The following is a 23309-nucleotide window of genomic DNA, read 5'->3' on the forward strand; positions in this document are numbered from 1 at the left end:
TCCCGCGATCCCTCGCGCCGGAGCCGGCGCGGGGGAGAGACGCACGCCGGGCGTCACGGGCACTTCACCGTGATCTTGTCGGCATATTGGGCGCCGAAATTGCTGGAGGCGCTGAGATTTGCGAAGAAGCTCTCCCCGAACTGGAGGTTCTGCGGCTGCTCGGGGGACACCACCTGCTCGGTGCAGCCGGCCGGGGCGCCCACCATCTTCACCGGGTCCTTGTCCGCGAAGGTGAAGGAGATGAAGTAGGTGGGGTCGTAGATGTCCACGGAGACGGTGCCCTTGGCGGGCTGCGGCTTCTTCAGCGGCAGCGTGAAGTGCAGCGTCAGGGCGTCGTCGGAATAGGTCAGGTAATAGTCGACGGGCTCGTTGAGGGCGAGCTTCGTCGTGGCCGACTTGGCGGTGACGAAATAATCGTATTCCTTCAGCGACTCCACGTTCACCTGGGCGAGCGGCTTCAGCACGTCCGCGCCATAGGTGCCGTCCTTCTGCTTCTCCAGGCCCTGGAGCGCGAACGCGGTGAAGGCCTCGTCGAAGGTCCAGGCCTGCTTGAGGCCGGTGAGGGCGCCATCGGGGCCGTAGACGAGCTCGGTCCGCATGGTCACCCACACGTGGGGGTGGGCGGCCGCCGGGCGTGGCGACAGGACGGCGAGGGCCAGGACAACGGCCAGCAACGCGAAACGCATCCTCATCCTCGCTCCCTCATCGCGGCCCGGCGCCCGGAACGGGGCCCAGGAAGGCGGCCAAATGCGGCCGCGGCATGGTGGCGGCGCGCATCCGCGCCGCCGGGCCTTGCGTCAGTTGCGGGCGAGCATCTCGCCGAGCGCCGTGCGGAACTCGCCGGCGATGTCGGGACGCGACAGGGCGTAGGCCACGTTGGCCATGAGGAAGCCGATCTTGGAGCCGCAGTCGTAGATGGCACCGTCGAAGGTGACCGCGTAGAAGCTCTCGCTTTCCTTCAGCTTCAGCATGGAATCGGTGAGCTGGATCTCGCCGCCGGCCCCGCGCTCCTGCTTCGCCAGCAGGTCGAAGATGGTGGGCTGGAGGATGTAGCGGCCGGAGATGGCGAGGTTGCTGGGGGCGGTGCCGGCCTTGGGCTTCTCCACCATCTGGGTGATGGCCTGGGCCTTGCCGTGGGAAGCGCCGGTGCCGACGATGCCGTACTGGTGGGTCTGGTCGTCCGGAACTTCGTAGACGGCCAGCATGTTGCCGCCGGTCTCGTTGTAGGCCTCCACCATGGTGGCGAGGCAACCCTTGCCGTTGCGGGACATGTGCAGCATGTCGGGCAGCAGCAGCGCGAACGGCTCGTCGCCGATGAGGTCGCGCGCGCACCACACCGCATGGCCGAGGCCGAGGGGAAGCTGCTGGCGGGTGAAGGAGGTGGTGCCGGCCTTCGGGGTGTCGCGGTCGAGCTGCTCCAGCTCCTTGGTCTTGCCGCGCTCCTGCAGGGTGCGCTCCAGCTCGAACTGGCGGTCGAAATGGTCCTCGATGACGGCCTTGTTGCGCCCGGTCACGAACACGATGTGCTCGATGCCCGCGGCGCGGGCCTCATCCACCACGTGCTGGACGACAGGCCGATCGACCACGGTCAGCATCTCCTTCGGCACCGCCTTGGTGGCGGGCAGGAAACGGGTGCCGAGGCCTGCCACGGGCAGAATGGCCTTGCGAATGGGCTTACGCATCTCGTGAAGTCCGCCTTGACTCTTTTCCGGAGGCCGCAGGCCCACCGGGGCGCATGAGCGCCGCGCAGCTATCGATCAGAATGCGGGCTGAAATCTGGCGCCGCATGGTTGATGTTTCCCTAACCGCACCCGAGCCCCGTGATCCCCGAGGCTCGCGGCGGAGGCTGGCCGCCCGTGACGGCCCGCGCGCCCGGCGATGCCCTGTAAAAGGCGCAAATTCAAGGCCCTTGTTAACCGTGGCGCAACCAAACCCGCGCCCACTAGGGACGATACGCACAAAGCGCCGCCACAGGGCGGCATCACGACGCGACGAGGGTTCACGAGATGGCTTCCACGACCACCAGGGGCACCGCGGCGAAGGGTCTCCTCGGCGCCGCGCTGGCTCTCGCGGCGATCTCGCTCATCACGCCGGCGAGCGCCCAGGCCCAGACCACCGGCTCCATCTTCGGCGGCTTCTCCGGCTTCGGCGCGCCCCAGCAGCCCCAGGGCGGCGGCGGCCATCCGGACATGACGCCCCAGGCCATCGCCGCCGCGCAGGCGAACTTCCCCGCCTGCATCGCCGCCACGTGGCCGCTGGCCCAGTCCAAGGGCGTCTCCCGCCGCACCTTCGAGCGCTACACCAGCGCGCTCGAGCCCGACATGAAGATCATGGACTTCCTGGACAGCCAGCCGGAGTTCTCGAAGCCCATCGGCGCCTACGTGACCATGCTGGTGAGCGACTGGCGGGTGAAGAAGGGCAAGGAGATCCTGGCCCGCTACAAGCCCATCTTCGACAAGGTGGAGAAGGCCTATGGCGTGGACCGCTACGCGGTGGCGGCCATCTGGGGCATCGAATCCACCTATGGCGACCCCAAGGGCATCGGCAACCGCAACGTGCTGGTCTCCACCGCCACCCTGGCCTGCATCGGCCGGCGGCAGGACTATTTCCGCGAGGAGTTCATCGCCACCCTCCAGATCCTGGAGAAGGACGATGTGCCCTACGACCACCTGAAGGGCTCGTGGGCGGGCGCGTTCGGCCCCACCCAGTTCATGCCCACCTCGTTCCAGCGCTTCGCCGTGGACTTCGACGGCGACGGCAAGCGCAACGTGGTGGATTCCATCCCCGACATCATCGCCTCCACCGCCAACAACCTGAAGCTGGACGGCTGGGAGCTGGGCAAGCCGTGGGGCTACGAGGTGGCGCTGCCGCAGGGCTTCGACTACCGCTACGCCAACCGCACCTTCAAGCAGTCGCTCGGCCAGTGGGCGAGCCTGGGCGTCACCCGGCCCGGCGGCAAGGGCTTCCCGCGCGCGTCGGACCAGGCCTATCTGCTGCTGCCGGCGGGCGCCAACGGCCCGGCCTTCCTGATGATGGGCAATTTCAACGCCATCCTGAAGTACAACCCGGCCGATGCCTACGCCCTCGCCATCGGCCACCTCGCCGACAAGCTGCGCGGCGGCGGCGAATTCGCCCAGGCGTGGCCCAAGGAAGAACGCGGCCTCTCCAAGTCCGAGCGCCAGGAGATCCAGGGCCGGCTCGCCCAGATGGGCTACGACATCGGCAACGTGGACGGCATCCTCGGCCAGAAGACCAAGACCGCCATCCAGGACTACCAGGTGCGCCGCGGCCTGCTGCCGGACGGCTACCCCGACGTCGCCCTCCTGGAGCAGATGCGGCGCTGAGCGCCCGGCGCGCGGCGGCGGCTCCCGCCGTCGCGGTGCGCCCACGTTCGCGAACTGGAAGGCTCCCGCACCGCGGCGCCCTCCGCACGGTTCCCCATTCACGGCCGGGGCGCGCCGGGTGCCTGAGACTGCCGCGCCCCGGTTCCTCTTTCCCCTGTTCCCTCCAGTCACGCCGCCGCCCCGTCCCTGACCGATGTCGGGCGGACTTCGCCCAAGGCCGCAAGCCTGCGGGCCAGGTTATGGGCCTTGGGTCTCGGCGCGCTGGAATGGGGCGAGCACGCCGCGCCGTCATCCGGCGCACCACGCTTCCCCCCTCCTGCCTCGACCGGAACTTCGGCGGCGTGCCGATCATGTCCGGCCGCCTGCGCGGCTCCGTCGCGGAGGCGCCGTGGAACGGGCCCTTCGGCCCGGCCGCGCCGGCGAGGGGCGCACCGTCAACCCGCCGCATATCGTGAACCCGCCGCACATCGTCATCGCGGCCGGGCGTCCATGCCGGGCGACGTCGCGCGGGCGCGGCGCCTCGCGGCCCCGCTCGGTCCGCCCGCCTGAGCGGGATGGGGCGCCGCCGCACATATGCCCCCTCGCGGTGAAGCCTCGCTCCTTGCTACCATCGGGCGAGCTGCCTTAGGAGTGGGTCATGTGGTTCGACGACCATCGTCCCCTCGTCTCCGGCGCGCCGGCCCCCGACCGGCGCTTCGACGAGGACGCGTTCCGTGCCTTCGGCATCTGCCGCGTCTGCCTGCCAGAGACGGACTTCGCCATCGAGGAGACGATCCGCGCCCATCTGCCGTTCGGCCGCGTGCGCAGCTTCCGCCGGGGCGGGGACGCGCCGGCGGCGACCGGGCGCCGGGTGCTGGTGGTGGCGCCGCTGGCCGGCGGCTTCCCCTTCCTCATGCGCGACCTGGTGGTGGCGCTGCTCTGCGTGGCCGACGAGGTGGCCATCACCGACTGGCCGGACGCCCGCTACGTGCCCGCCGCCGTCGGCCCGTTCGGCTTCGATGACGACTGCATCGAGACCGCGCAGATGATTCGCGCCCTCGCCGAGGCGGGGGGCACCACTCATGTGGTGGGCGTGTGCCAGGGCACCGTGCCGGCGCTGGTGGGGTCCCTGCTGCTGACGGAGGCGGGCCTTCCACCCGCGAGCCTCACCCTCATCGGCGGGCCCATCGATCCCGCGCGCAATCCCACCCGGCTGTGGCGCATCCTGCAGGGCCGCTCCCTGGAGGCTCTGGGCGCGCAGGTCATCGAGACCGTGGCCGAGCGCTTTCCCGGCTCCGGGCGGCGGGTGTTCCCGGCATGGCGGCAGACCGACACCTTCGCCCTCTATCTCTGGCGGCAGAGCCTCACCGGCGGGCGCCTGCCGCTCCAGCTCGCCTTCGACGAAGGCGACGACCCCATCCGCTACCCCCTGGCGCGGCTGTGCTGGACGCTGATGGACGTGCCCGGCGAGTTCTTCATGGAGAATGTCGCCACCATCTTCCGGGCCAACGCCCTCGCCCGGGGCAGCCTCGCGGTGGCGGGGCACGCGGTGGACCCCGCCGCCTTGCGCCACACCGCCCTCCTCACCATCGAGGGCGCCGAGGACGACATCTCCGCCCTCGGCCAGACCGAGGCGGCCCACGATCTGTGCGTGAACGTGCCGCAGGCGAAGCGCGCCCGCCTGGTGGTGCCGCAGGCGGGGCATTTCGGGCTGTTCTACGGCCGGGCCATGCGCGCCCATGTGCTTCCGGCCATCGGCGCCATCATGGCCGCCGGCGAGGCGGCCTGAGCCCCCGGCGCCGCGGGCCCGAAGATCGAAGCCGCGGGAAAAGGCCCGTGAGCCGCACTCACGGGCCCTGGCCCTACAGGTTTCTGGCCCTACAGGATGAAGCGGCTGAGGTCCGCATTCTTGGCGAGATCGGCGACGCGGGAGCGCACGTAGTCCGCATCGATCACCACCGCCTCGCCGGAGCGGTCGGGGGCGGTGAAGGAGAGGTCGTCCAGCACCCGCTCGATCACGGTCTGGAGGCGGCGGGCGCCGATGTTCTCCACGCTCGCATTCACCTCCACCGCCACGTCGGCGATGGCCTCCACCGCGTCGGGAGTGACGGTGAGGCTGACGCCCTCGGTGGCCATCAGCGCCACCGACTGCTTGACGAGGCTCGCCTCGGTCTCGGTGAGGATGCGCACGAAATCGGCGCGGGTGAGCGCCTCCAGCTCCACGCGGATGGGCAGGCGGCCCTGGAGCTCCGGCAGCAGGTCCGACGGCTTGGAGACGTGGAACGCGCCGGAGGCGATGAAGAGGATGTGGTCCGTCTTCACCGGCCCGTGCTTGGTGGAGACGGTGGTGCCCTCGATGAGCGGCAGCAGGTCGCGCTGCACGCCCTCGCGGGAGACGTCGGCGCCCGAGCGGCCCTCGCGGCCGGCGATCTTGTCGATCTCGTCGAGGAAGACGATGCCGTTGTTCTCCACCGCGTGGATGGCGTCCTGCACGGTCGCGTCCTGGTCGATGAGCTTGTCGGCCTCCTCGGTGAGGAGGAGGGGATGGGCCTCCTTCACGGTCACCCGGCGGCTCTTGGTGCGCCCGCCGAAGGCCTTGCCGAGCATGTCGCCGAGGGAGACGGCGCCCATCTGCGCCCCCGGCATGCCGGGGATGTCGAACAGCGGCATGCCGCCGCCACCCGCCTGCACCTCGATCTCCACTTCCTTGTCGTCCAGCTCCCCGGCCCTCAGGCGCTTCCTGAAGGCGTCGCGGGTGGCCGGGGAGGCGCCGGCGCCCACCAGGGCGTCGAGCACGCGGCCCTCGGCGGCGAGGTGCGCCTTCGCCTGCACGTCCTTGCGCTTGGCCTCGCGCACCAGGCCGATGCCCACCTCCACGAGGTCGCGCACGATCTGCTCCACGTCGCGGCCGACATAGCCGACCTCCGTGAACTTGGTGGCCTCCACCTTCAGGAAGGGCGCGCCGGCGAGCCGGGCGAGCCGGCGGGAGATCTCGGTCTTGCCGACGCCGGTGGGGCCGATCATCAGGATGTTCTTCGGCAGAACCTCCTCGCGCAGCTTGTCGTCCAGCTTCAGCCGGCGCCAGCGGTTGCGCAGGGCGATGGCCACCGCGCGCTTGGCGTTCGCCTGGCCGACGATGTGGCGGTCGAGCTCGGAGACGATCTCGCGGGGGGAAAAGTCGCTGCTCATGCGGGTATGGCTTCCGTTCGCGGGGCGTTCGGGCGAAACCCGGCGGCCCTCAGGCGCCGATGGTCTCGATGACGATGTTGCGGTTGGTGTAGATGCAGATGTCGGCGGCGATCTCCAGCGCGCGGCGGGCGATGGCCTCCGGATCGTCCTCGCGATCCGCCAGGGCGCGGGCGGCGGCGAGCGCATAGCTCCCGCCCGAGCCGATGCCGGCGATGCCCGCCTCAGGCTCCAGCACGTCGCCGGTGCCGGTGAGCACCAGCGTGACGGAGGCGTCCGCCACGATCATCATGGCCTCCAGGCGCCTGAGGTAGCGGTCGGTGCGCCAGTCCTTCGCCAGCTCCACGGCGGCGCGCTGGAGCTGGCCGGGATACTGCTCCAGCTTCGCTTCCAGGCGCTCGAACAGGGTGAAGGCATCGGCGGTGGCGCCGGCGAAGCCGCCGATCACGTCGCCCCGGCCGAGCCGGCGCACCTTGCGGGCGTTGGCCTTCAGCACCGTGTTGCCGAGCGTCACCTGCCCGTCGCCCGCGATGGCGACCCGGTTGCCCTTGCGGATGGAGACGATGGTGGTGCCGTAAATGGTATCCGGGGAAGAATGCATCAAGCGCTCCGCTCGGGCCGCGTCTCCCCCGGCGGCGGGGTGGGGCACGGCGCGTGACCTTCTGCGGGTGGGCTCCACCCTGGGGCTTACTTAGGCCGTTCCGTCGCCGACGCAATGCGTGATCGCGAAGCGCCGGCGCGCGGGCGCCTCACCGCCCGCCGCCGAGGAAGCGGCGGACCGCGTCCGCGAACGCTTCCGGCTGCTCCACCATGGGGCAGTGGCCCGCGTCCACGATCTCGTCGAGGTCGGCGCCGGCGGGAATGCCGGCGGCGAGCGCCCGCGCCATGGCCGGGGAGAACAGGCGGTCGCCATCGCCATAGAGCACCAGGGCCGGCGCCCGGATGTGGTGGAGCCGGTCCACCGTGTCCGCCGCCGCGCAGGCGTCGAGCTGGCGCAAGAAGGCGGCCTTCGGCTGCTGCAGCCCGGCATCGAGCGCGGCCTGGACGAAATCGTAGAGATCGAGCCGGCGCAGGGTGTGCGCGCCGATCACGAAGCTGGTGAGCGCGGCACCGAACACCAGCTCGTCGTCGAGCTGCCGGCGCAGGTCGCCGAGCAGGCGCAGGACGCCGCGGCTGTAGAGGTCGTGCCGGGCGTAGCTGCTGGCGAGCACCAGCCGGTCCACCCGCTCCGGCGCGGCGATGGCGAGCTCCTGGGCGATGGCCCCGCCCATGGAATGGCCCACCACATGGGCCTTCCCCACCCCCGCCGCGTCGAGCACGGCGCGCGCGTCGCGGGCCATGTCCGCCACCGTGTAGGGGCCTGCGGCCTGCCCGCTCGCGCCGATGTCGCGGTTGTCGAACTCGACCAGGGTGAAGCCCGAGAGCAGCGGCCGCACGAGCCCCCAGAAGGCCCGCTGGGCGGAAAGGCCGGAAAGGAGAAGCAGGGCCGGCCCTTCGCCGGTGACCTGATAATCCAGGCGGATTCCATCATTCTCGGTCGTCGGCATCGGGTCTCCCGTTCAAACGGCCGGTGTCGCGGCGACGGAGGACTCGCGCGCGCGTCATCTCATTGCCATATGGCAATGCAGCAGGGATGCTGCTAGAACCCGCTGCCTTGGAAGGGTTCAACAGCCTTCCGAAGCGGTCCAGAGGCGGTCATGCGCAAGGCAGACATCGTTCGCGAGACGAAGGAAACGAAGATCTCCCTTTCCGTCGACCTCGACGGGACGGGGAAGTCCGACATCTCCACCGGCATCGGCTTCCTCGACCATATGCTGGACGCCATCGCCCGTCATGCCCGCTTCGACCTCGCCATTAAGGCGACGGGCGATCTCCACATCGATTTCCACCACACCACCGAGGACGTGGGCATCGTGCTCGGCCAGGCGGTGAGGAAGGCGCTGGGCGACCTGCGCGGCATCACCCGCTACGCCGATTGCCTGATGCCCATGGACGAGACGCTCACCCGCGTCGCCATCGACATCTCCGGCCGCCCGTTCCTGGTGTTCCGCACGGAATTCCCGGTGGCCAAGATCGGCGCCTTCGACACCGAGCTGGTGCGCGAGTTCTTCCAGGCGTTCGCCATGAACGCCGGCGTGACGCTCCATGTGGAGACCCTCTACGGGGTCAATGCGCACCACATCTCGGAAAGCTGCTTCAAGGGCCTTGCCCGCGTGCTGCGCGCGGCGGTGGCCATCGACCCGGCGGCGGCGGGGGAAATCCCCTCCACCAAGGGCGCGCTCGGAACCTGAAGGAACGGACGGGGAGCATATCATGGCGACCTTCACGGTCTTCTCCCGCACCCGCCCGCAGGATACCGTGGCGGCAGCGGAAGGGCGCGTGGTGTTCGTGCGCGAGGCCTTCTCCTGGCTCGCGCTCCTGTTCGCGCCGCTGGTGCTGCTCTATCACCGGCTGTGGCTGGTGCTTCTTGCCTATGTGGCGGTCTCGATCCTGCTCGCGGTGGCGCACGCCGCCGGCGGGGCGCCCGAGGCGAGCGTCGAGGTGGTGATGATCGGCTTCAACCTGCTGGTCGCCTTCGAGCTGCCCGCGCTCCGGGCGCGCAAGCTCGCGCGCCTCGGCTATGTGGAGGAAGGCGTGGTCATCGCGCCCCGGCGGGACATTGCCGAGCAGCGCTTCTTCGCGGCCTGGACGCCGCGCCGCCCGGTGCCACCCGAAACCCTAGCGCCCCGCCCGGCCGCCGCCGCGCCCCTGGTGGCGCCGGGGCCGTCCGTCATCGGCGCCTTTCCGGGGAATTGAGGTCCCATGACCGTCGCCATCATCGATTACAATTCCGGCAACCTGCACTCGGCCGCCAAGGCCATGGAGCGGGCCGCCCAGAGCGTCGGCGGCGAGAGCATCGTCGTCACCTCCGATCCTGATGTGGTGCGCGCGGCCGACCGGGTGGTGCTGCCGGGCGTCGGCGCCTTCGCCGATTGCCGCGCTGGCCTCGATGCCGTGCCCGGCATGGTGGAGGCCATGACCGAGGCGGTGCAGGAGAAGGGCCGCCCCTTCCTCGGCATCTGCGTGGGCGCCCAGCTCCTCGCCGAGCGGGGGCTGGAGCACAAGGTCACCGACGGCCTCGGCTGGATCAGGGGCGAGGTGGTCCGCATCGCGCCGTCCGACCCGCACCTCAAGATCCCGCACATGGGCTGGAACACGCTGAACCCGGCGCGCGAGCACCCGCTGCTGGCGGGTATCCGCACCGGCGAGAGCGGGCTCAACGCCTATTTCGTGCATTCCTATCACCTCAAGCCGGCCGAGGGGCTCGACCTCGTGGCCACCACCGATTATGGCGGCACCATCACCGCCATGGTGGCCCGCGACAACGTGGCCGGCACCCAGTTCCACCCCGAGAAGAGCCAGACCCTGGGTCTGGCCCTGCTCGCGAATTTCCTGAAGTGGCATCCGTGATCCTTTTTCCGGCCATCGATCTGAAAGACGGCCTCGCCGTTCGCCTCGAACAGGGCGACATGGCGCGCGCCACCGTGTTCAACCACGACCCCGCCGCCCAGGCCGGGGAGTTCGAGACCCTCGGCTTCCGCTATCTCCACCTGGTGGACCTCAACGGCGCCTTCGCCGGCAAGCCGGTGAACGCCGCCGCCGTGGAGCGCATCCTGGAGACGGTCTCCATCCCCGTGCAGCTCGGCGGCGGCATCCGCGACATGGCGACCGTGGAGACGTGGCTGGGCAAGGGCGTCACCCGCGTCATCCTCGGCACCGCCGCGGTGCGCGACCCCGATTTCGTGAAGGCCGCCGCCAGGGCCCATCCCGGCCGGGTCGTCGTGGGCCTCGATGCCCGCGACGGGCGGGTGGCGGTCCAGGGCTGGGCCGAAACCTCGGACCTGCCGGCGGAGGACATCGCCAGGCGCTTCGAGGATGCGGGCGTTTCCGCCATCATCTACACCGACATCGCCCGTGACGGCCTGCTGAAGGGCCTCAACCTGGAGGCGACCATCGCGCTGGCGGACGCGGTCTCCATCCCGGTCATCGCCTCCGGCGGGCTCGCCTCGCTCGACGACATCGAGGCGCTGCTGGAGCCGCGCGCCGCGAAGCTGGAGGGCGCCATCACCGGCCGCGCCCTCTATGACGGCCGGCTCGATCCCCGCGAGGCGCTGGCCCTGGTGGCCGGACGGTAGGTGTGCCATGTTGAAAGTCCGCGTCATCCCCTGCCTCGACGTGAAGGACGGCCGCGTGGTGAAGGGTGTCCAGTTCGTGGACCTGCGCGACGCCGGGGACCCGGTGGAAGCGGCCCGCGCCTATGACGCCGCCGGCGCCGACGAGCTGACCTTCCTCGACATCACCGCCAGCCACGAGAACCGGGGCACCATCCTCGACGTGGTGCGCCGCACCGCCGAGCAGTGCTTCATGCCCCTCACCGTGGGCGGCGGCGTGCGCACCGTGGACGACGTGCGCACCCTGCTCCACGCGGGGGCCGACAAGGTCTCCATCAACACCGCCGCCGTGAACCGCCGCGCCTTCGTGGGCGAGGCGGCCGAGAAATTCGGCGAGCAGTGCATCGTGGTCGCCATCGACGCCAAGAAGGTGAGCGCGCCGGGCGAGAGCGACCGCTGGGAGATCTTCACCCACGGCGGCCGCAAGCCCACGGGCATCGATGCCATCCAGTACGCCCGCGAGGTGGTGGACCTCGGCGCCGGCGAGATCCTGCTCACCTCCATGGACCGCGACGGCACCGGCCAGGGCTTCGACTGCGCCCTGACCCGCGCGGTGTCGGACGCGGTGCACGTGCCCGTCATCGCCTCCGGCGGAGTGGGCACCCTCGACCATCTGGTGGACGGCATCCGCGAGGGCGGGGCCTCGGCGGTGCTCGCCGCCTCCATCTTCCACTTCGGCACCTTCACCATCCGCGAGGCCAAGGAATGCCTCGCCGAGGCCGGCCTGCCGGTCCGCCTGGATGCGTGAGCGCCGCGCCGCTCCGCCCGCCGCCCGCGCGGCGCGGGCGGTCCGCTCCCTTCCCCCTCCGTCCGCATCCGCGGCGGGGAACATCGGGGTGCCCCATGAGTGAGAACGCCACCAGCGACGCCTTCACCCTCGCGGAGCTGGAGACCATCATCGCCGCCCGCGCCGGAGCCGACGCCGGCTCCTCCTACACCCGCTCGCTGCTGGACAAGGGCGTGCCCAAGTGCGCCCAGAAGCTGGGCGAGGAGGCGGTGGAGACCGTGATCGCCGCCGTCTCCGGCGCGCGCGAGGAGGTCATCGGCGAGACATCGGACCTCCTCTACCATCTCCTGGTGGTATTGAACGCCCGCGGCATCGCCCTGAGCGAGATCCATGCCGAGCTTGCCCGGCGCACCGGGCAATCCGGCCTCGCCGAAAAAGCCGGCCGGGCCAGGAGCTGAGACCCGAAAGCCGGACAGACCCAAGACCAGAGCAAGAGCGGGGCACCAGGATGGACCGCCGGATCGACGCCAGCCTCTCTCCCTACCGGACCTTCTCGCGCGATGAGTGGGCCGCGCTGCGCCGCGACACGCCCATGACGCTCAGGCGCGACGAGATCGCGCGCCTGGAGGGCCTCAACGCCCATCTCTCCATCCGCGAGGTGGAGGAGATCTACCTGCCGCTCTCGCGCCTGCTCTCGCTCTACGTGGCGGCGACGCAGAAATTGTTCCGCGCCATGAGCTACTTCCTCGACCAGAAGGACGGCGAGCGCGAGGGCGAGGGCAAGATGCCCTACATCATCGGCATCGCCGGCTCGGTGGCCGTGGGCAAGTCCACCACCGCGCGCGTGCTGCAGGCCCTGCTCGCCCGCTGGCCCAACACGCCCAAGGTGGACCTCGTGACCACCGACGGCTTCCTCTTCCCCAACGCGGTGCTGAAGCGCGAGGGGCTGATGGAGAAGAAGGGCTTCCCGGAAAGCTACGACCTGCCGGCGCTGCTGCGCTTCCTCACGGACATCAAGGCCGGCCGCCGCAAGGTGCGCGCGCCGCTCTACTCCCACTTCTTCTATGACGTGATGCCCGACCAGGTGGTGGAGGTGGACCGCCCCGACATCCTCATCGTCGAGGGGCTGAACGTGCTGCAGACGACGCGCCCGCCCAAGGACGGCAAGGCCATCCCCTTCGTCTCCGACTTCTTCGACTTCTCCATCTACATCGATGCCGAGGAAGAGGTGCTGGAGGACTGGTACGTGTCGCGCTTCATGCGGCTGCGCTCCACCGCCTTCCTCGATCCGCTCTCCTACTTCCACCGCTACTCGAAGCTCACCGAGGACGGCGCGCGGGAACGGGCGTTCTCCATCTGGCGCACCATCAACCTGCCGAACCTCAAGGACAACATCCTGCCCACGCGCCAGCGCGCCGACCTCATCCTGCGCAAGGCGGGCGACCACGAGGTGGCGGAGGTGAGCCTGCGCCGGCTCTGAAGCTTCCGGGGCGGCTCCTTGCGCGCAACCGACCGTCTCGCGCGTGGAGCCCGCGCCGGAGCATCTTCCGCTCGCATCGGCTCAGGGCGATTCTTCTCGCGTATTGAGACTGCGCATTTTATTCACGCGAGCCGGAAGCCGCCGCGCCGGAAAATGCGCGCGTGACGTCTCGTCCCAACGCCGCGCCAAAGAAAAAGGCCAGCGGGACAAGCCGCCGGCCTTCTCGAAACAACGCAATGGCAGAAGCCTCACTCGCCGCTTTTCTGCGCGGCGGGGGCCTCCTGCTGCGGCGGCGCCTGGATCAGCTCGCCCCAGGCGGAGAAGGCGTCGTTGAAGGCCTGCTGGCCGGGGGTGCCCTTCTCGAAGACGATCACCGCCTTCTTGTTGTTGGTGTAGACCACGGGCACGTCGAACCACGGATAAAGCTGCAGCAGCGCGAGGTTGCGCTGGCGGTCGGACGGCGCGGTGGAAAGGCCCACCAGGAACAGCGTGGGGCTCACCTTCACCGCGAGGCCGGCGAGCGGCACGCCCTGAGCCTGCTGGCTCTGCTTCGCCCGCACGCCGGGCACGTTCGCGACACCGCCGAAAGCAAAGTCCTGCGGCAGCTTGAACGAGATCTCGATGGTGTGGGTGGCCGGCAGCGTCTGGTCCGTGTTGCGGCGGAGCACGAAGCCCACGGAGATCTGCCGCTCGGGGATCACGATCTCGCCGTGGATGCCGATGTCCGGCGGCAGTCCGGGACCGGCATTGAAGGTCTCGGTCTTCCAGGTGACGGTGCCTTCGAAGGTCTGCGGCGGGCTCGCGCCGCCGGGGCTCTCCTCCAGCAGCACGGCACGCTGGGTGCCGACCGCCCGGCTCGTCGGGGCCGGCGCGCGGCGCGCGGCCTCGCCGGTGGTGGAGGCCACACGGTCCTCGCTCTTGGGCTGCTCCACCGGCGCGGCGGGGGCGGCGGCGGGAGGGGTCTGCGCGGTCTGCTGGGTGCCGGAGGAGAACAGGCCGAGGCCCACCACCGCGGCCACGATGCCGCCCAGCACCACCAGCGCCAGCACCGCCCACAGGGCGAAGCGTGTCCAGGATGCCTTGCGGGGCTCGGCCGCGCGAACACTGGGCCGCACGGGCGCGGCCGGCTCGCGGCTGCGCACCTCGCCCCGGCGCACGACGCCGCGGCGAAGGGGGGCAGCCTCGGCGGGCGCTTCTTCCGCGGGCTGCGGGGGCGCGGCCGGCGTGTCCGCGGGCGCCGCCTCCTCCTGCGGAGGTGCGGCCGGGACGGGCTCGGCCGCGCGCGTGTCCTCCGGCGCGGGCGCAGGCTGCTGCGGTTCCGCGTTCGCGGGTGCCGCAACGTCCTGAGGCCCGGCCTCGGGCTTCACATTGTCCTGGGGCGCGTGCTCGGCCTCCAGACGGCGGATCGCCTCCTCGAGGCCGAGGCGCTCCCGCGTGATCTCGCCCTCCGGCAGCGGCGGGTCCACGCCCCGCAGCTGCCGCAGCAGCGCGGTGCGCGCGCGGTCGAACACGGCCTTGCGCGCCTCCGCCGTGTTCTGCGGCAAGCTGGAGACGGCACGTGCGAGGAGCGGGTAGTAATCAGCCATCAGCGCCTAAGCTTCGCCTTCGAGTTCAAGGATTCCGGTCAATCCTGGAACGGATTGTGCACCAGAATCGTGTCATCCCGCTCCGGGCTCGTGGACAACACCGCCACCGGGCAGCCGATCAATTCCTCGACCCGCCGCACGTACTTGACCGCCTCCGCAGGCAGGTCGGCCCAGGAGCGGGCGCCCATCGTGGATTCCTGCCACCCCGCCATCACCTCGTAGATGGGCTCGGCCCGTGCCTGGGCTCCGCTCTCCGCCGGGAGGTGATCGATGGTCTGGCCGTCCACCTTGTAGCCCACGCAGACTTTCAGTTCGGTAAAACCGTCCAGCACGTCGAGCTTGGTGAGGGCGATGCCGTGGATGCCGCAGGTGCGCACGGTCTGGCGCACCAGCACCGCGTCGAACCAGCCGCAGCGGCGGGCGCGGCCGGTGACCACGCCGAACTCGCGGCCCTTGCTGCCGAGGGTCTTGCCCACCTCGTCGGTGAGCTCGGTGGGGAAGGGCCCTTCGCCCACGCGGGTGGTGTAGGCCTTGGTGATGCCGAGCACGTAGTCGAGCGCGCCGGGGCCGATGCCGGTGCCGCTGGAGGCCGAGCCCGCCACCGTGTTGGAGGAGGTCACGAACGGATAGGTGCCGTGGTCGATGTCCAGCAGCGCGCCCTGGGCGCCCTCGAACAGGATGCGCTTGCCGTCGCGGCGCGCCTTGTCGAGCAGCTCCCACACCCGGTCCATGAAGGGCAGCACCTTGGGCGCGATGGCGGTGAGCTCGTCCACCAGCGCGGCGCCGTCCAGCGCCTCCAGGCCGAGGCCGCGGCGCAGGGCGTTGTGGTGGGAGAGCAGGCGGTCCACCTTGGCCGGCAGGGTCTTGGCGTCCACCAGGTCGATGAGGCGGATCGCGCGGCGGCCCACCTTGTCCTCGTAGGCGGGGCCGATGCCGCGCTTGGTGGTGCCGATGCGGGTGCCGGCGGCGCCCGCCTCGCGCAGGGCGTCAAGCTCGCGGTGGAGGGGCAGGATGAGGGGCGTGGTCTCGGCGATGCGCAGCCGGTCGGGACCGACCTCCACCCCCTGGGCCGCGAGGCGGGCCAGCTCGTCCACCAGCGCCTGGGGATCGAGCACCACGCCGTTGCCGATGACCGAGAGCTTGCCGGGGCGCACGACCCCCGACGGCAGGAGCGACAATTTGTAGGTGACGCCGTTCACCACCAGGGTATGGCCGGCATTGTGCCCACCCTGGAACCGCACCACCACGTCGGCCTGCTCGGAGAGCCAGTCGACGATCTTACCCTTGCCTTCGTCGCCCCACTGAGAGCCGACCACGACCACGTTGGCCACGCTGAATTGCCTCCTCGCGCGGCGCGGGTCACATCGGCCCGCGCGAACAAAGCAAAGCCCCGGCTTTGGTCCGGGGCGTTGCCCATGTCTCTTACGGGATCAGGGCTTTGGAGGCAAGGTACCGCCATGTCAGACGGTAAAATGGTGTGCCAGCGGCGCGCGGCTGGCGGGATCGGCGGGTTCGTGCTCTATCTCGCGCGATGAAACCGCCCGTGAAAGCGCCTTCGCGTTCCCCCCGTCCGCCCCGTGCCGCCGTGCCCGCCGGCTTCGCCGCCCGCCGCCTCGCCGTGGACGGGCTCGACCGCATCCTCCACCACGGCACCACGCTGGAGGACGCCTTCGAGACCGCGCCCCAGGGGCTCGACCCCCGCGACCGCGCGCTCGCCTATCGCATCGTGGCCACCGCCCTGCGGCGGATCGGCACGCTGCGCGCGGCGCTCGGCCGGCTGATGGAGCGCGGCCTGCCCAAGTCCGCCCCCCGCCTGGAGCCGGTGCTGCTCGCGGGCGCGACCCAGCTCCTGTTCATGGACGTGCCGGACCACGCGGCGGTGGGCCTCAGCGTGGACCTCGCCCGCGCCGACCGCGCCACCGCCGGCTTTGCCGGGCTCGTCAACGCGGTGCTGCGGCGGATCGCCCGCGACAAGGACGGCGCGCTGGAGGGCATCGACCCCTTCCTCGCCGATACCCCCGCCTGGCTGCGCGAGCGCTGGACCGCCGCCTACGGGGCCGACGCCGCCCGCGCCATCGCCGCCATGCACGAGGTGGAGCCGCCCCTCGACATCACCGTGAAGGCCGACCCGGCGTCGTGGGCGGAGAAGCTCTCGGGAGAGGTGCTGCCCACCGGCACGGTGCGGGTTCTCCAGGCCGGCCCGGTGCGCCTGCTGCCCGGCTTCGCCGAGGGCGACTGGTGGGTGCAGGACGCCGCCGCCGCGCTGCCCGCCCGCCTCCTGGGCGAGGTGCGGGGCCTCGCGGTGGCCGATTTGTGCGCCGCGCCGGGCGGCAAGACGGCCCAGCTCGCCGCCGCGGGCGCCGCCGTCACGGCGGTGGACCGCTCGGCGGCCCGCCTCGCGCGGCTGAAGGAGAACCTCGCCCGCCTGCATCTCTCCGCGTCCGTGGTGGAGGCCGACACCCTCCAGTTCGCCGGCGGCCCCTACGATGCAGTTCTGCTCGACGCCCCGTGCTCGGCCACCGGCACCCTGCGCCGGCACCCCGACATCGCCCTCTCCAAGCGCCCGGCGGATATCGCCACCCTCGCCGCCCTGCAGGGCCGGCTCCTCGACCACGCGGTGGACCTCGTGAAGGTGGGCGGCCTCATCGTCTATTCCACCTGCTCGCTGGAGCCGGAGGAAGGCGAGGCGCAGGTGGAGCGCCTGCTGGCGGCCCGGAGCGACGTGGCGCGCGTGCCGGTGACGGCGGAGGAGATCGAGGGCATCGCGCCGTTCATAACTCCTCAAGGGGATGTGCGCACTCTACCCAGTCAATGGATGCGCGGGGAGAAGGAACGCTCGGGGCTCGACGGCTTCTTCGCGGCCCGTCTCCGGCGCATCGGGTGACCTAGGGAGACCTTTCCCCACAAGGGTTCCAGGGGTGCTGCGGCTGCCGCGCGGGGCGGCGGCGCGGCCCCTGCGCCCGGCCCGGAACGGAGCCCCGTGTCACCGGCCTGATGATTCGCCGCCTGATGTGCCGAGGGAGAGACACCGTCATGTGGCATGGCCTAGCCGGGCGCTTCCATTCCACGGCGACCCTCTCCACGGCGCGACCGGGGAGCCGGAGGACCCACGTGAGCCGAGACAGCCTCGCCGAGCGTCTCCGCCTCGCCACGCTGGTGGCGGGCCAGTGGCTGCGCGCGCTGCTGGGGCGCGCGGATGCGAGCGCGCTCGGCCTCGCCTACGCCCCGGTGCCGGTGCCCGAGCGCCTGCTCATCGCCCCCCACGACCTGCGCACCGGCGATCCGACCCTCGCGGCCGAGATCTATTCCGGCCGCTTCGCCTTCGCCGGCAAGGCGGTGCAGCTCGACGGGCGCACCCCGTTCGAGGTGGTGCCGCCCTCGGTGGACTGGGCCGAGGCGCTGCACGGCTTCGGCTGGCTGCGGCACCTGCACGCCGCCAACACCACCATCGCCCGCGCCAATGCCCGCGCCCTGGTGGGCGACTGGATCCGCAACCCCGGCATCGCCCGCGCCGTCGCCGGCCGGCCGGAGGTCACCGCCCGCCGGGTGATCTCGTGGCTCACCCAGGCCACCTTCCTGCTGCAGGATGCCGAGCTCGACTTCTACCGCCGCTTCATGCGCTCCCTGGCCCGGCAGGTGCGCCAGCTCCGCCGCGGGGCGGGCGAGGCGCCGGACGGCTATCCACGCCTGCTGGTCATCATCGCCCTCACCTTCGCGGGGCTGTGCATGTCGGACCAGGGGCGGCTGCTGAAGGCCGCGCAGCGCCGGCTCGGCGAGGAGCTCGACCGGCAGATCCTGCCCGACGGCGGGCCCATCACCCGCAATCCCGGCATGCTGATCGAGCTGCTGCTCGATCTCCTGCCCCTGCGCCAGGCCTTCACCGCGCGCAACCACCAGGCCCCCGCCGCGCTGATGAATGCGGTGGACCGCATGATGCCCATGCTGCGCTTCTTCCGCCACGGGGACGGCGCCTTCGCCCATTTCCACGGCATGGGCTTCACCGCGGCGGACCAGCTCGCCACCATTCTCGCCTATGACGACGCGCGCGGCGCGCCGGTGGCGAACGCGCCCTATTCCGGCTACCAGCGGCTCGACGCCAAGGGCGCCGTGCTGATCGCCGACACCGGCCCCCCGCCGCCCATGCCGGTGAGCTGGGAGGCGCACGCGAGCTGCCTCGCCTTCGAATTCTCCACCGGGCGCAACCGCATCGTTGTCAATTGCGGCGTGCCCGCCACCAATCGCGAGCAGTGGCGGCAGGTGGCGCGCTCCACCGCCGCCCATTCCACCGCCGTCATCGCCGACACCTCCTCCTGCCGCTTCCTCAAGGGCTCGCATCTCATGCGGCTCGTGGGCCTGCCCATCGTCGACGGGCCGAAGACCGTTGACGTGCAGCGCGGCACCCGCAACGAGGCCATATTGCTGCGCGCCAGCCACGACGGCTACGCGCCGGAGTTCGGCGTGATCCACCAGCGCTCCTGGCGCCTCGCCCTGGAAGGCAACCGGCTCGACGGAGAGGACGTGTTCCGCCCGGCAGCCGAGGGGGCCCAGCTTTCCTCCCACGCCTTCGCCGTCCGCTTCCACCTTCACCCCCAGGTGGCGGTGGAGCGGTTCGACGATCCCCACACCGCATTGCTCAGCCTGCCCAACGGCGAGGCCTGGGCCTTCGCCGCGCCGCATGTGCCGCTGGCGGTGGAGGAGAGCATCTACCTCGCCGCCTCGGGCGGGCCGCGCCGCACCTCCCAATTGGTGCTGATCGGCGACGTGCGGGACACACCGCGCCTGGTGTGGACCTTCATGCGCACCCGCGAGGCCCCGAGCGGCAACCTCAACGGCACCTATATCGGCAATCGCGGCACCGCCCGCCCGCGCTGAGGGCGGGGCGGCAAGGTTGAGCCCACCGCAGGGGTGGGCGGCGCGCGGCGCCCTTTCGGGCGGCGTCCATTAGTGCTAGGCGAACGGCACTTTTCGTTCACCGGAGCCGCCGCCATGCCTGCCGATATCCGTCCCGTGACCCGTGCCCTGATCTCGGTGTCGGACAAGACGGGTCTGGTGCCCTTCGCCACCGCCCTCGCCGGGCACGGGGTGGAGCTGGTGTCCACCGGCGGCACCTCCAAGGCCATCGCCGATGCGGGCCTGAAGGTGAAGGACGTCTCCGAGCTCACCGGCTTTCCCGAGATGATGGACGGCCGGGTGAAGACCCTGCACCCGAAGGTGCATGGCGGCATCCTCGCCATCCGCGACGACGCCGGCCACCAGGCGGCCATGGCCGAGCACGCCATCGCCCCCATCGACCTCGTGGTGGTGAACCTCTATCCGTTCGAGGCCACCGTCGCCCGCAAGGCCGACTTCGAGGAGACCATCGAGAACATCGACATCGGCGGCCCCTCCATGATCCGCGGCGCGGCCAAGAACCATAACGACGTGGCCGTGGTGGTGGATGCCGCCGACTATGAGGCGGTGCTGAAGGAGATCGCCGCGCATGGCGGCACCACACTGGCCCTGCGCCGCCGCCTCGCGCAGAAGGCCTATGCCCGCACCGCCGCCTATGACGCCGCCATCTCCAACTGGTTCGCCCGCGAGCTGAAGGAGGAGGCGCCCGCCTACCGCGCCCTCGGCGGCAAGCTCATCGAGGCCCTGCGCTACGGCGAGAACCCGCACCAGTCCGCCGCCTTCTACGGGTCCGACGAGATCCGCCCCGGCGTCGCCACCGCCCGGCAGGTGCAGGGCAAGCAGCTCTCCTACAACAACATCAACGACACCGACGCCGCCTTCGAGGCGGTGGCCGAGTTCCATCCGGCCCGCACCGCGGCGGTGGTGATCGTGAAGCACGCCAATCCCTGCGGCGTGGCCGAGGGGGCGAGCCTGGAGGAGGCCTATCGCAAGGCGCTGGCCTGCGATCCCGTCTCCGCCTTCGGCGGCATCATCGCCGTCAACCGCACCCTGGATGCCGAGGCCGCCCGCGCCATGGTGGACATCTTCACCGAGGTGATCGTCGCCCCCGACGCCACCGAGGAGGCCATCGCGGTGGTGGGCGCCAAGAAGAACCTGCGCCTGCTCATCACCGGCGGCCTGCCGGACGTGCGGGCCTCCGGCCTCGTGGTGAAGACGGTGGCCGGTGGCTTCCTGGTGCAGGGCCGCGACAACATCAGCGCCGACGACCTGGAGCTGAAGGTCGTGACCAAGCGCGCCCCCACCGAGGCCGAGCTGACCGACCTGCGCTTCGCCTTCCGCGTGGCCAAGCACGTGAAGTCCAACACCATCATCTATGCCAAGGACCTCGCCACGGTGGGCATCGGCGCCGGCCAGATGAGCCGCGTGGATTCCGCCCGCATCGCCGCCCGCAAGGCGGAGGACGCGGCGACGGCCGCCGGCCTCGCGGTGCCCCTGACCAAGGGCTCGGTGGTGGCCTCCGACGCCTTCTTCCCCTTCGCCGACGGCCTGCTGGCGGCGGTGGAGGCGGGCGCCACGGCGGTGATCCAGCCCGGCGGCTCCATGCGCGACGCCGAGGTGATCGCCGCCGCCGACGAAGCCGGCCTCGCCATGGTCTTCACCGGCGTGCGCCACTTCCGCCACTGAGGCCCGTGGGGGCGCCGGCACATGCGCCCGGCGGCGACGGGTGAGGAGAACGCAAGCGGTTGCGCTTGCGGCGCCGCCGCCCGCGCCCCATGCGGCTTTGCGGGCCATCGGAGGGGCCGGCGCGCTTCGCGCCGCGCCCCTCCCGCGCCGCAGCCTTTCCCTTATTTCGTGCGACCGGTGCGCTTCGCCTGAGAACGTCGCAGAAGCACGTCCCTGCTTCATGGAAACAGGGAAACGCTCCAGGCCATTGAGTTGACGCGTTTTCTCCACGCGAACCGGTTTCCACTTCGCGGGAAAACACTCTAGGCTGGGGGCATTGGCCGTCGATCTCCCTGCAGGCCCCCATTGCCATGACTGTCCATCATCAGAAGCCCGACCATTTCAAAGCCGTCTTCCAGTCGTTCGACGATCTCGCCGATGGCGCCGCCGGTCCCGGCCGGCTCGCGGCGCTGCGGGCCGAGCTGTCCCGCCGCGGGCTCGACGGCTATGTGGTGCCCCGCGCCGACGCCCACCAGAACGAATACGTGCCGGCCCGCGAGGAGCGCCTCGCCTGGCTCACCGGCTTCACCGGCTCGGCCGGGCTGCTGATCGTCCTGAAGGACCGGGCCGCCCTGTTCGTGGACGGCCGCTACACCCTGCAGGCCCCCGCGCAGGTGGACACCGGCGCCTTCACCGTGGTGCCCCTCTCGCAGCTCAAGCCCGAGGCGTGGCTGGAGACCCACCTGCCCAGGGGCGCGAGCCTGGGCTTCGACCCGTGGCGCACCACCCTCGACGGGCGCGAGCGCTTCGCCAAGGCGGTGGCGGCGGCCGGCGGCATCCTGGCGAGCGTGCCGGAGGATCCCTTCGACGCCATCTGGAGCGACCGGCCCGCGCCGCCGCGCGCGGCCATCCGGCTGCTCGACCTCGCGGTGGCGGGGGAGGATGCCCCCTCCAAGCTGCGCCGCGTCCAGGAGGCGCTGGCGGAGCAGAAGCTCGACGGCGCGCTCATCTCCGATCCTCACGGCACCGCGTGGCTGTTCAACATCCGTGGCGCGGACGTCGACCACACGCCGCTGCCGCTCTCCTGGTGCATCGTGCCGGCGGACGGGCTGCCGCACCTGTTCGTGGACCACGCCAAGCTCTCGCACGAGGTGCGCGCCACCCTCGGCGCTCAGGCCCACATCCACACTGCCGCCGACCTGGAGGGCACCCTTGCCGCGCTCGCCGCGGGGCGCATCTTCCGCGTGGACCAGGCCACGGCGCCGGTGCACCTCGCGCAGGTGATCGAGGGCGCGGGCGGCACCGTGAGCAAGGGCACCGACCCCATCGCGCTGCTGAAGGCGTGCAAGAATCCGGCGGAGATCGCCGGCATGCGCGCCGCCCATGTGCGCGACGCGGTGGCGCTCACGCGCTTCCTCGCCTGGTTCGAGTTCGCCGCGCCCGCGGGCACCCTCACCGAGATCGACGCGGTGGAGGCGCTGGAGACCTTCCGGCGCGAGACCGGCGAGCTTTCCGACATCTCCTTCCCCACCATCGCCGGCGCGGGCGAGAACGGCGCCATCGTGCACTACCGGGTGACGCGCGCCACCAACCGCGCGATCCACCCCCACGAGCTGTTCCTGCTGGATTCCGGCGCCCAGTATCCCGACGGCACCACCGACGTGACCCGCACCCTGGCGGTGGGCATGCCCTCCGAGGAGATGCGGGCGCGCTATACGCTGGTGCTGAAGGGCCACCTCGCCCTCACCCACGCGGTATTCCCCAAGGGCACGACCGGCGCCCAGCTCGATCCCTTCGCGCGGCAGTTCCTGTGGGCGGCGGGGCTCGATTTCGACCACGGCACCGGCCATGGTGTGGGCGCGGGCCTGTCCGTGCACGAGGGGCCGGCGCGCATCTCCCAGCTCGGCCATGTCCCGCTCCAGGCGGGCATGATCCTCTCCAACGAGCCGGGCTACTACAAGGAAGGCGCCTACGGCATCCGCATCGAGAATCTGGTGCTGGTGGAGCCGCGCTCAGTGCCGGGGGCGGAGCGGCCCTGCCTCGGCTTCTCCACGCTCACCCTGGTGCCCTACGACCGCAGGCTGATCGACCTCAGCCTCGTCACCGTGGCCGAGCGCGGCGCCATCGACGCCTATCATCGGCTGGTGCGCAACGCGCTTTCGCCCCTTCTCGAAGGCGACGCCCTCGCCTGGCTGATCCGCGCCACCGCGCCCCTGTGATCCCATCGGCTCCGGTCCCGGC

At 71.1% G+C, this 23309-nt stretch carries 20 protein-coding genes; 13 read left to right on the top strand and 7 right to left on the bottom strand.

The genetic code is table 11. The features are described from left to right. Positions 1 to 53 precede the first annotated feature (53 nt). Both V5F75_RS03345 and galU read right to left on the bottom strand, forming a co-directional pair. Positions 54 to 686: a DUF1007 family protein gene (locus V5F75_RS03345; protein ID WP_394040898.1), complete on the bottom strand. Its 633-nt coding sequence runs from the start codon at positions 684 to 686 to the stop codon at positions 54 to 56. 111 nt (positions 687 to 797) lie between these two features. Then, a complete protein-coding gene (gene galU, locus V5F75_RS03350) occupies positions 798 to 1682 on the bottom strand; it encodes a UTP--glucose-1-phosphate uridylyltransferase GalU (protein ID WP_394033082.1) in 885 nt (294 codons plus the stop codon). Between the two features lie 324 nt (positions 1683 to 2006). Here galU and V5F75_RS03355 point away from each other — a divergent pair, with 324 nt between their 5' ends. Both V5F75_RS03355 and V5F75_RS03360 read left to right on the top strand, forming a co-directional pair. After that, positions 2007 to 3344, top strand: a complete 1338-nt coding sequence (locus V5F75_RS03355) for a lytic murein transglycosylase (protein WP_394033083.1) — start codon at positions 2007 to 2009, stop codon at positions 3342 to 3344. Positions 3345 to 3981: 637 nt separating this feature from the next. Beyond that, positions 3982 to 5112 carry a hypothetical protein gene (locus V5F75_RS03360; protein ID WP_394033084.1) on the top strand — a complete coding sequence of 377 codons (1131 nt, stop codon included), beginning with the start codon at positions 3982 to 3984 and terminating at the stop codon, positions 5110 to 5112. Positions 5113 to 5201: 89 nt separating this feature from the next. On the opposite strand, the gene hslU is transcribed toward V5F75_RS03360, so the two are convergent. The 3 genes from hslU to V5F75_RS03375 all read right to left on the bottom strand — a co-directional run bounded on the left by hslU (position 5202) and on the right by V5F75_RS03375 (position 8056). Further along, positions 5202 to 6512, bottom strand: coding sequence for an ATP-dependent protease ATPase subunit HslU (gene hslU, locus V5F75_RS03365; RefSeq protein WP_394033085.1), 1311 nt, complete (start codon positions 6510 to 6512; stop codon positions 5202 to 5204). Between the two features lie 49 nt (positions 6513 to 6561). Next, positions 6562 to 7110: an ATP-dependent protease subunit HslV gene (gene hslV, locus V5F75_RS03370; RefSeq protein ID WP_394033086.1), complete on the bottom strand. Its 549-nt coding sequence runs from the start codon at positions 7108 to 7110 to the stop codon at positions 6562 to 6564. Between the two features lie 148 nt (positions 7111 to 7258). Continuing rightward, positions 7259 to 8056, bottom strand: coding sequence for an alpha/beta fold hydrolase (locus V5F75_RS03375; protein ID WP_394033087.1), 798 nt, complete (start codon positions 8054 to 8056; stop codon positions 7259 to 7261). 150 nt (positions 8057 to 8206) lie between these two features. Between V5F75_RS03375 and hisB the strand changes: the two genes are divergently transcribed. The 7 genes from hisB to coaA all read left to right on the top strand — a co-directional run bounded on the left by hisB (position 8207) and on the right by coaA (position 12927). Next, a complete protein-coding gene (gene hisB, locus V5F75_RS03380) occupies positions 8207 to 8800 on the top strand; it encodes an imidazoleglycerol-phosphate dehydratase HisB (RefSeq protein ID WP_394033088.1) in 594 nt (197 codons plus the stop codon). 22 nt (positions 8801 to 8822) lie between these two features. Beyond that, positions 8823 to 9305 carry a DUF2628 domain-containing protein gene (locus V5F75_RS03385; RefSeq protein WP_394033089.1) on the top strand — a complete coding sequence of 161 codons (483 nt, stop codon included), beginning with the start codon at positions 8823 to 8825 and terminating at the stop codon, positions 9303 to 9305. A 6-nt stretch (positions 9306 to 9311) separates the two neighbouring features. Beyond that, positions 9312 to 9959 carry an imidazole glycerol phosphate synthase subunit HisH gene (hisH, locus tag V5F75_RS03390; protein ID WP_394033090.1) on the top strand — a complete coding sequence of 216 codons (648 nt, stop codon included), beginning with the start codon at positions 9312 to 9314 and terminating at the stop codon, positions 9957 to 9959. Further along, a complete protein-coding gene (hisA, locus tag V5F75_RS03395) occupies positions 9956 to 10684 on the top strand; it encodes a 1-(5-phosphoribosyl)-5-[(5-phosphoribosylamino)methylideneamino]imidazole-4-carboxamide isomerase (RefSeq protein WP_394033091.1) in 729 nt (242 codons plus the stop codon). Before hisH ends, hisA begins: the two co-directional genes overlap by 4 nt. Before the next feature lie 7 nt (positions 10685 to 10691). Next, on the top strand, positions 10692 to 11468 hold the full coding sequence (hisF, locus tag V5F75_RS03400) for an imidazole glycerol phosphate synthase subunit HisF (RefSeq protein WP_394033092.1): 777 nt from the start codon (positions 10692 to 10694) through the stop codon (positions 11466 to 11468). Positions 11469 to 11563: 95 nt separating this feature from the next. Then, entirely contained in the window at positions 11564 to 11905 is a 342-nt protein-coding gene (locus V5F75_RS03405) for a phosphoribosyl-ATP diphosphatase (protein ID WP_394033093.1), read from the top strand. Between the two features lie 50 nt (positions 11906 to 11955). Next, positions 11956 to 12927, top strand: a complete 972-nt coding sequence (gene coaA / locus V5F75_RS03410) for a type I pantothenate kinase (protein ID WP_394033094.1) — start codon at positions 11956 to 11958, stop codon at positions 12925 to 12927. A gap of 248 nt (positions 12928 to 13175) precedes the next feature. On the opposite strand, the gene V5F75_RS03415 is transcribed toward coaA, so the two are convergent. Both V5F75_RS03415 and V5F75_RS03420 read right to left on the bottom strand, forming a co-directional pair. Next, a complete protein-coding gene (locus V5F75_RS03415) occupies positions 13176 to 14513 on the bottom strand; it encodes a hypothetical protein (protein ID WP_394033095.1) in 1338 nt (445 codons plus the stop codon). Positions 14514 to 14551: 38 nt separating this feature from the next. Next, entirely contained in the window at positions 14552 to 15844 is a 1293-nt protein-coding gene (locus tag V5F75_RS03420) for an adenylosuccinate synthase (RefSeq protein ID WP_394033096.1), read from the bottom strand. A gap of 200 nt (positions 15845 to 16044) precedes the next feature. Here V5F75_RS03420 and V5F75_RS03425 point away from each other — a divergent pair, with 200 nt between their 5' ends. From V5F75_RS03425 to V5F75_RS03440, 4 genes are all read left to right on the top strand, one after another. Further along, complete coding sequence (locus tag V5F75_RS03425) at positions 16045 to 17397, top strand: RsmB/NOP family class I SAM-dependent RNA methyltransferase (protein WP_394033097.1); 1353 nt, start codon at positions 16045 to 16047, stop codon at positions 17395 to 17397. 227 nt (positions 17398 to 17624) lie between these two features. Further along, positions 17625 to 19385, top strand: a complete 1761-nt coding sequence (locus tag V5F75_RS03430) for a heparinase II/III family protein (protein ID WP_394033098.1) — start codon at positions 17625 to 17627, stop codon at positions 19383 to 19385. A 114-nt stretch (positions 19386 to 19499) separates the two neighbouring features. Beyond that, a complete protein-coding gene (purH, locus tag V5F75_RS03435) occupies positions 19500 to 21089 on the top strand; it encodes a bifunctional phosphoribosylaminoimidazolecarboxamide formyltransferase/IMP cyclohydrolase (RefSeq protein WP_394033099.1) in 1590 nt (529 codons plus the stop codon). 350 nt (positions 21090 to 21439) lie between these two features. Further along, positions 21440 to 23287 (top strand): aminopeptidase P family protein, encoded by a 1848-nt coding sequence (locus V5F75_RS03440; RefSeq protein ID WP_394033100.1) that lies wholly within the window; start codon positions 21440 to 21442, stop codon positions 23285 to 23287. Positions 23288 to 23309: the final 22 nt, after the last annotated feature.

Source organism: Xanthobacter albus, assembly GCF_043194895.2.
In the GTDB taxonomy this organism is placed as follows: Bacteria; Pseudomonadota; Alphaproteobacteria; order Rhizobiales; family Xanthobacteraceae; genus Xanthobacter.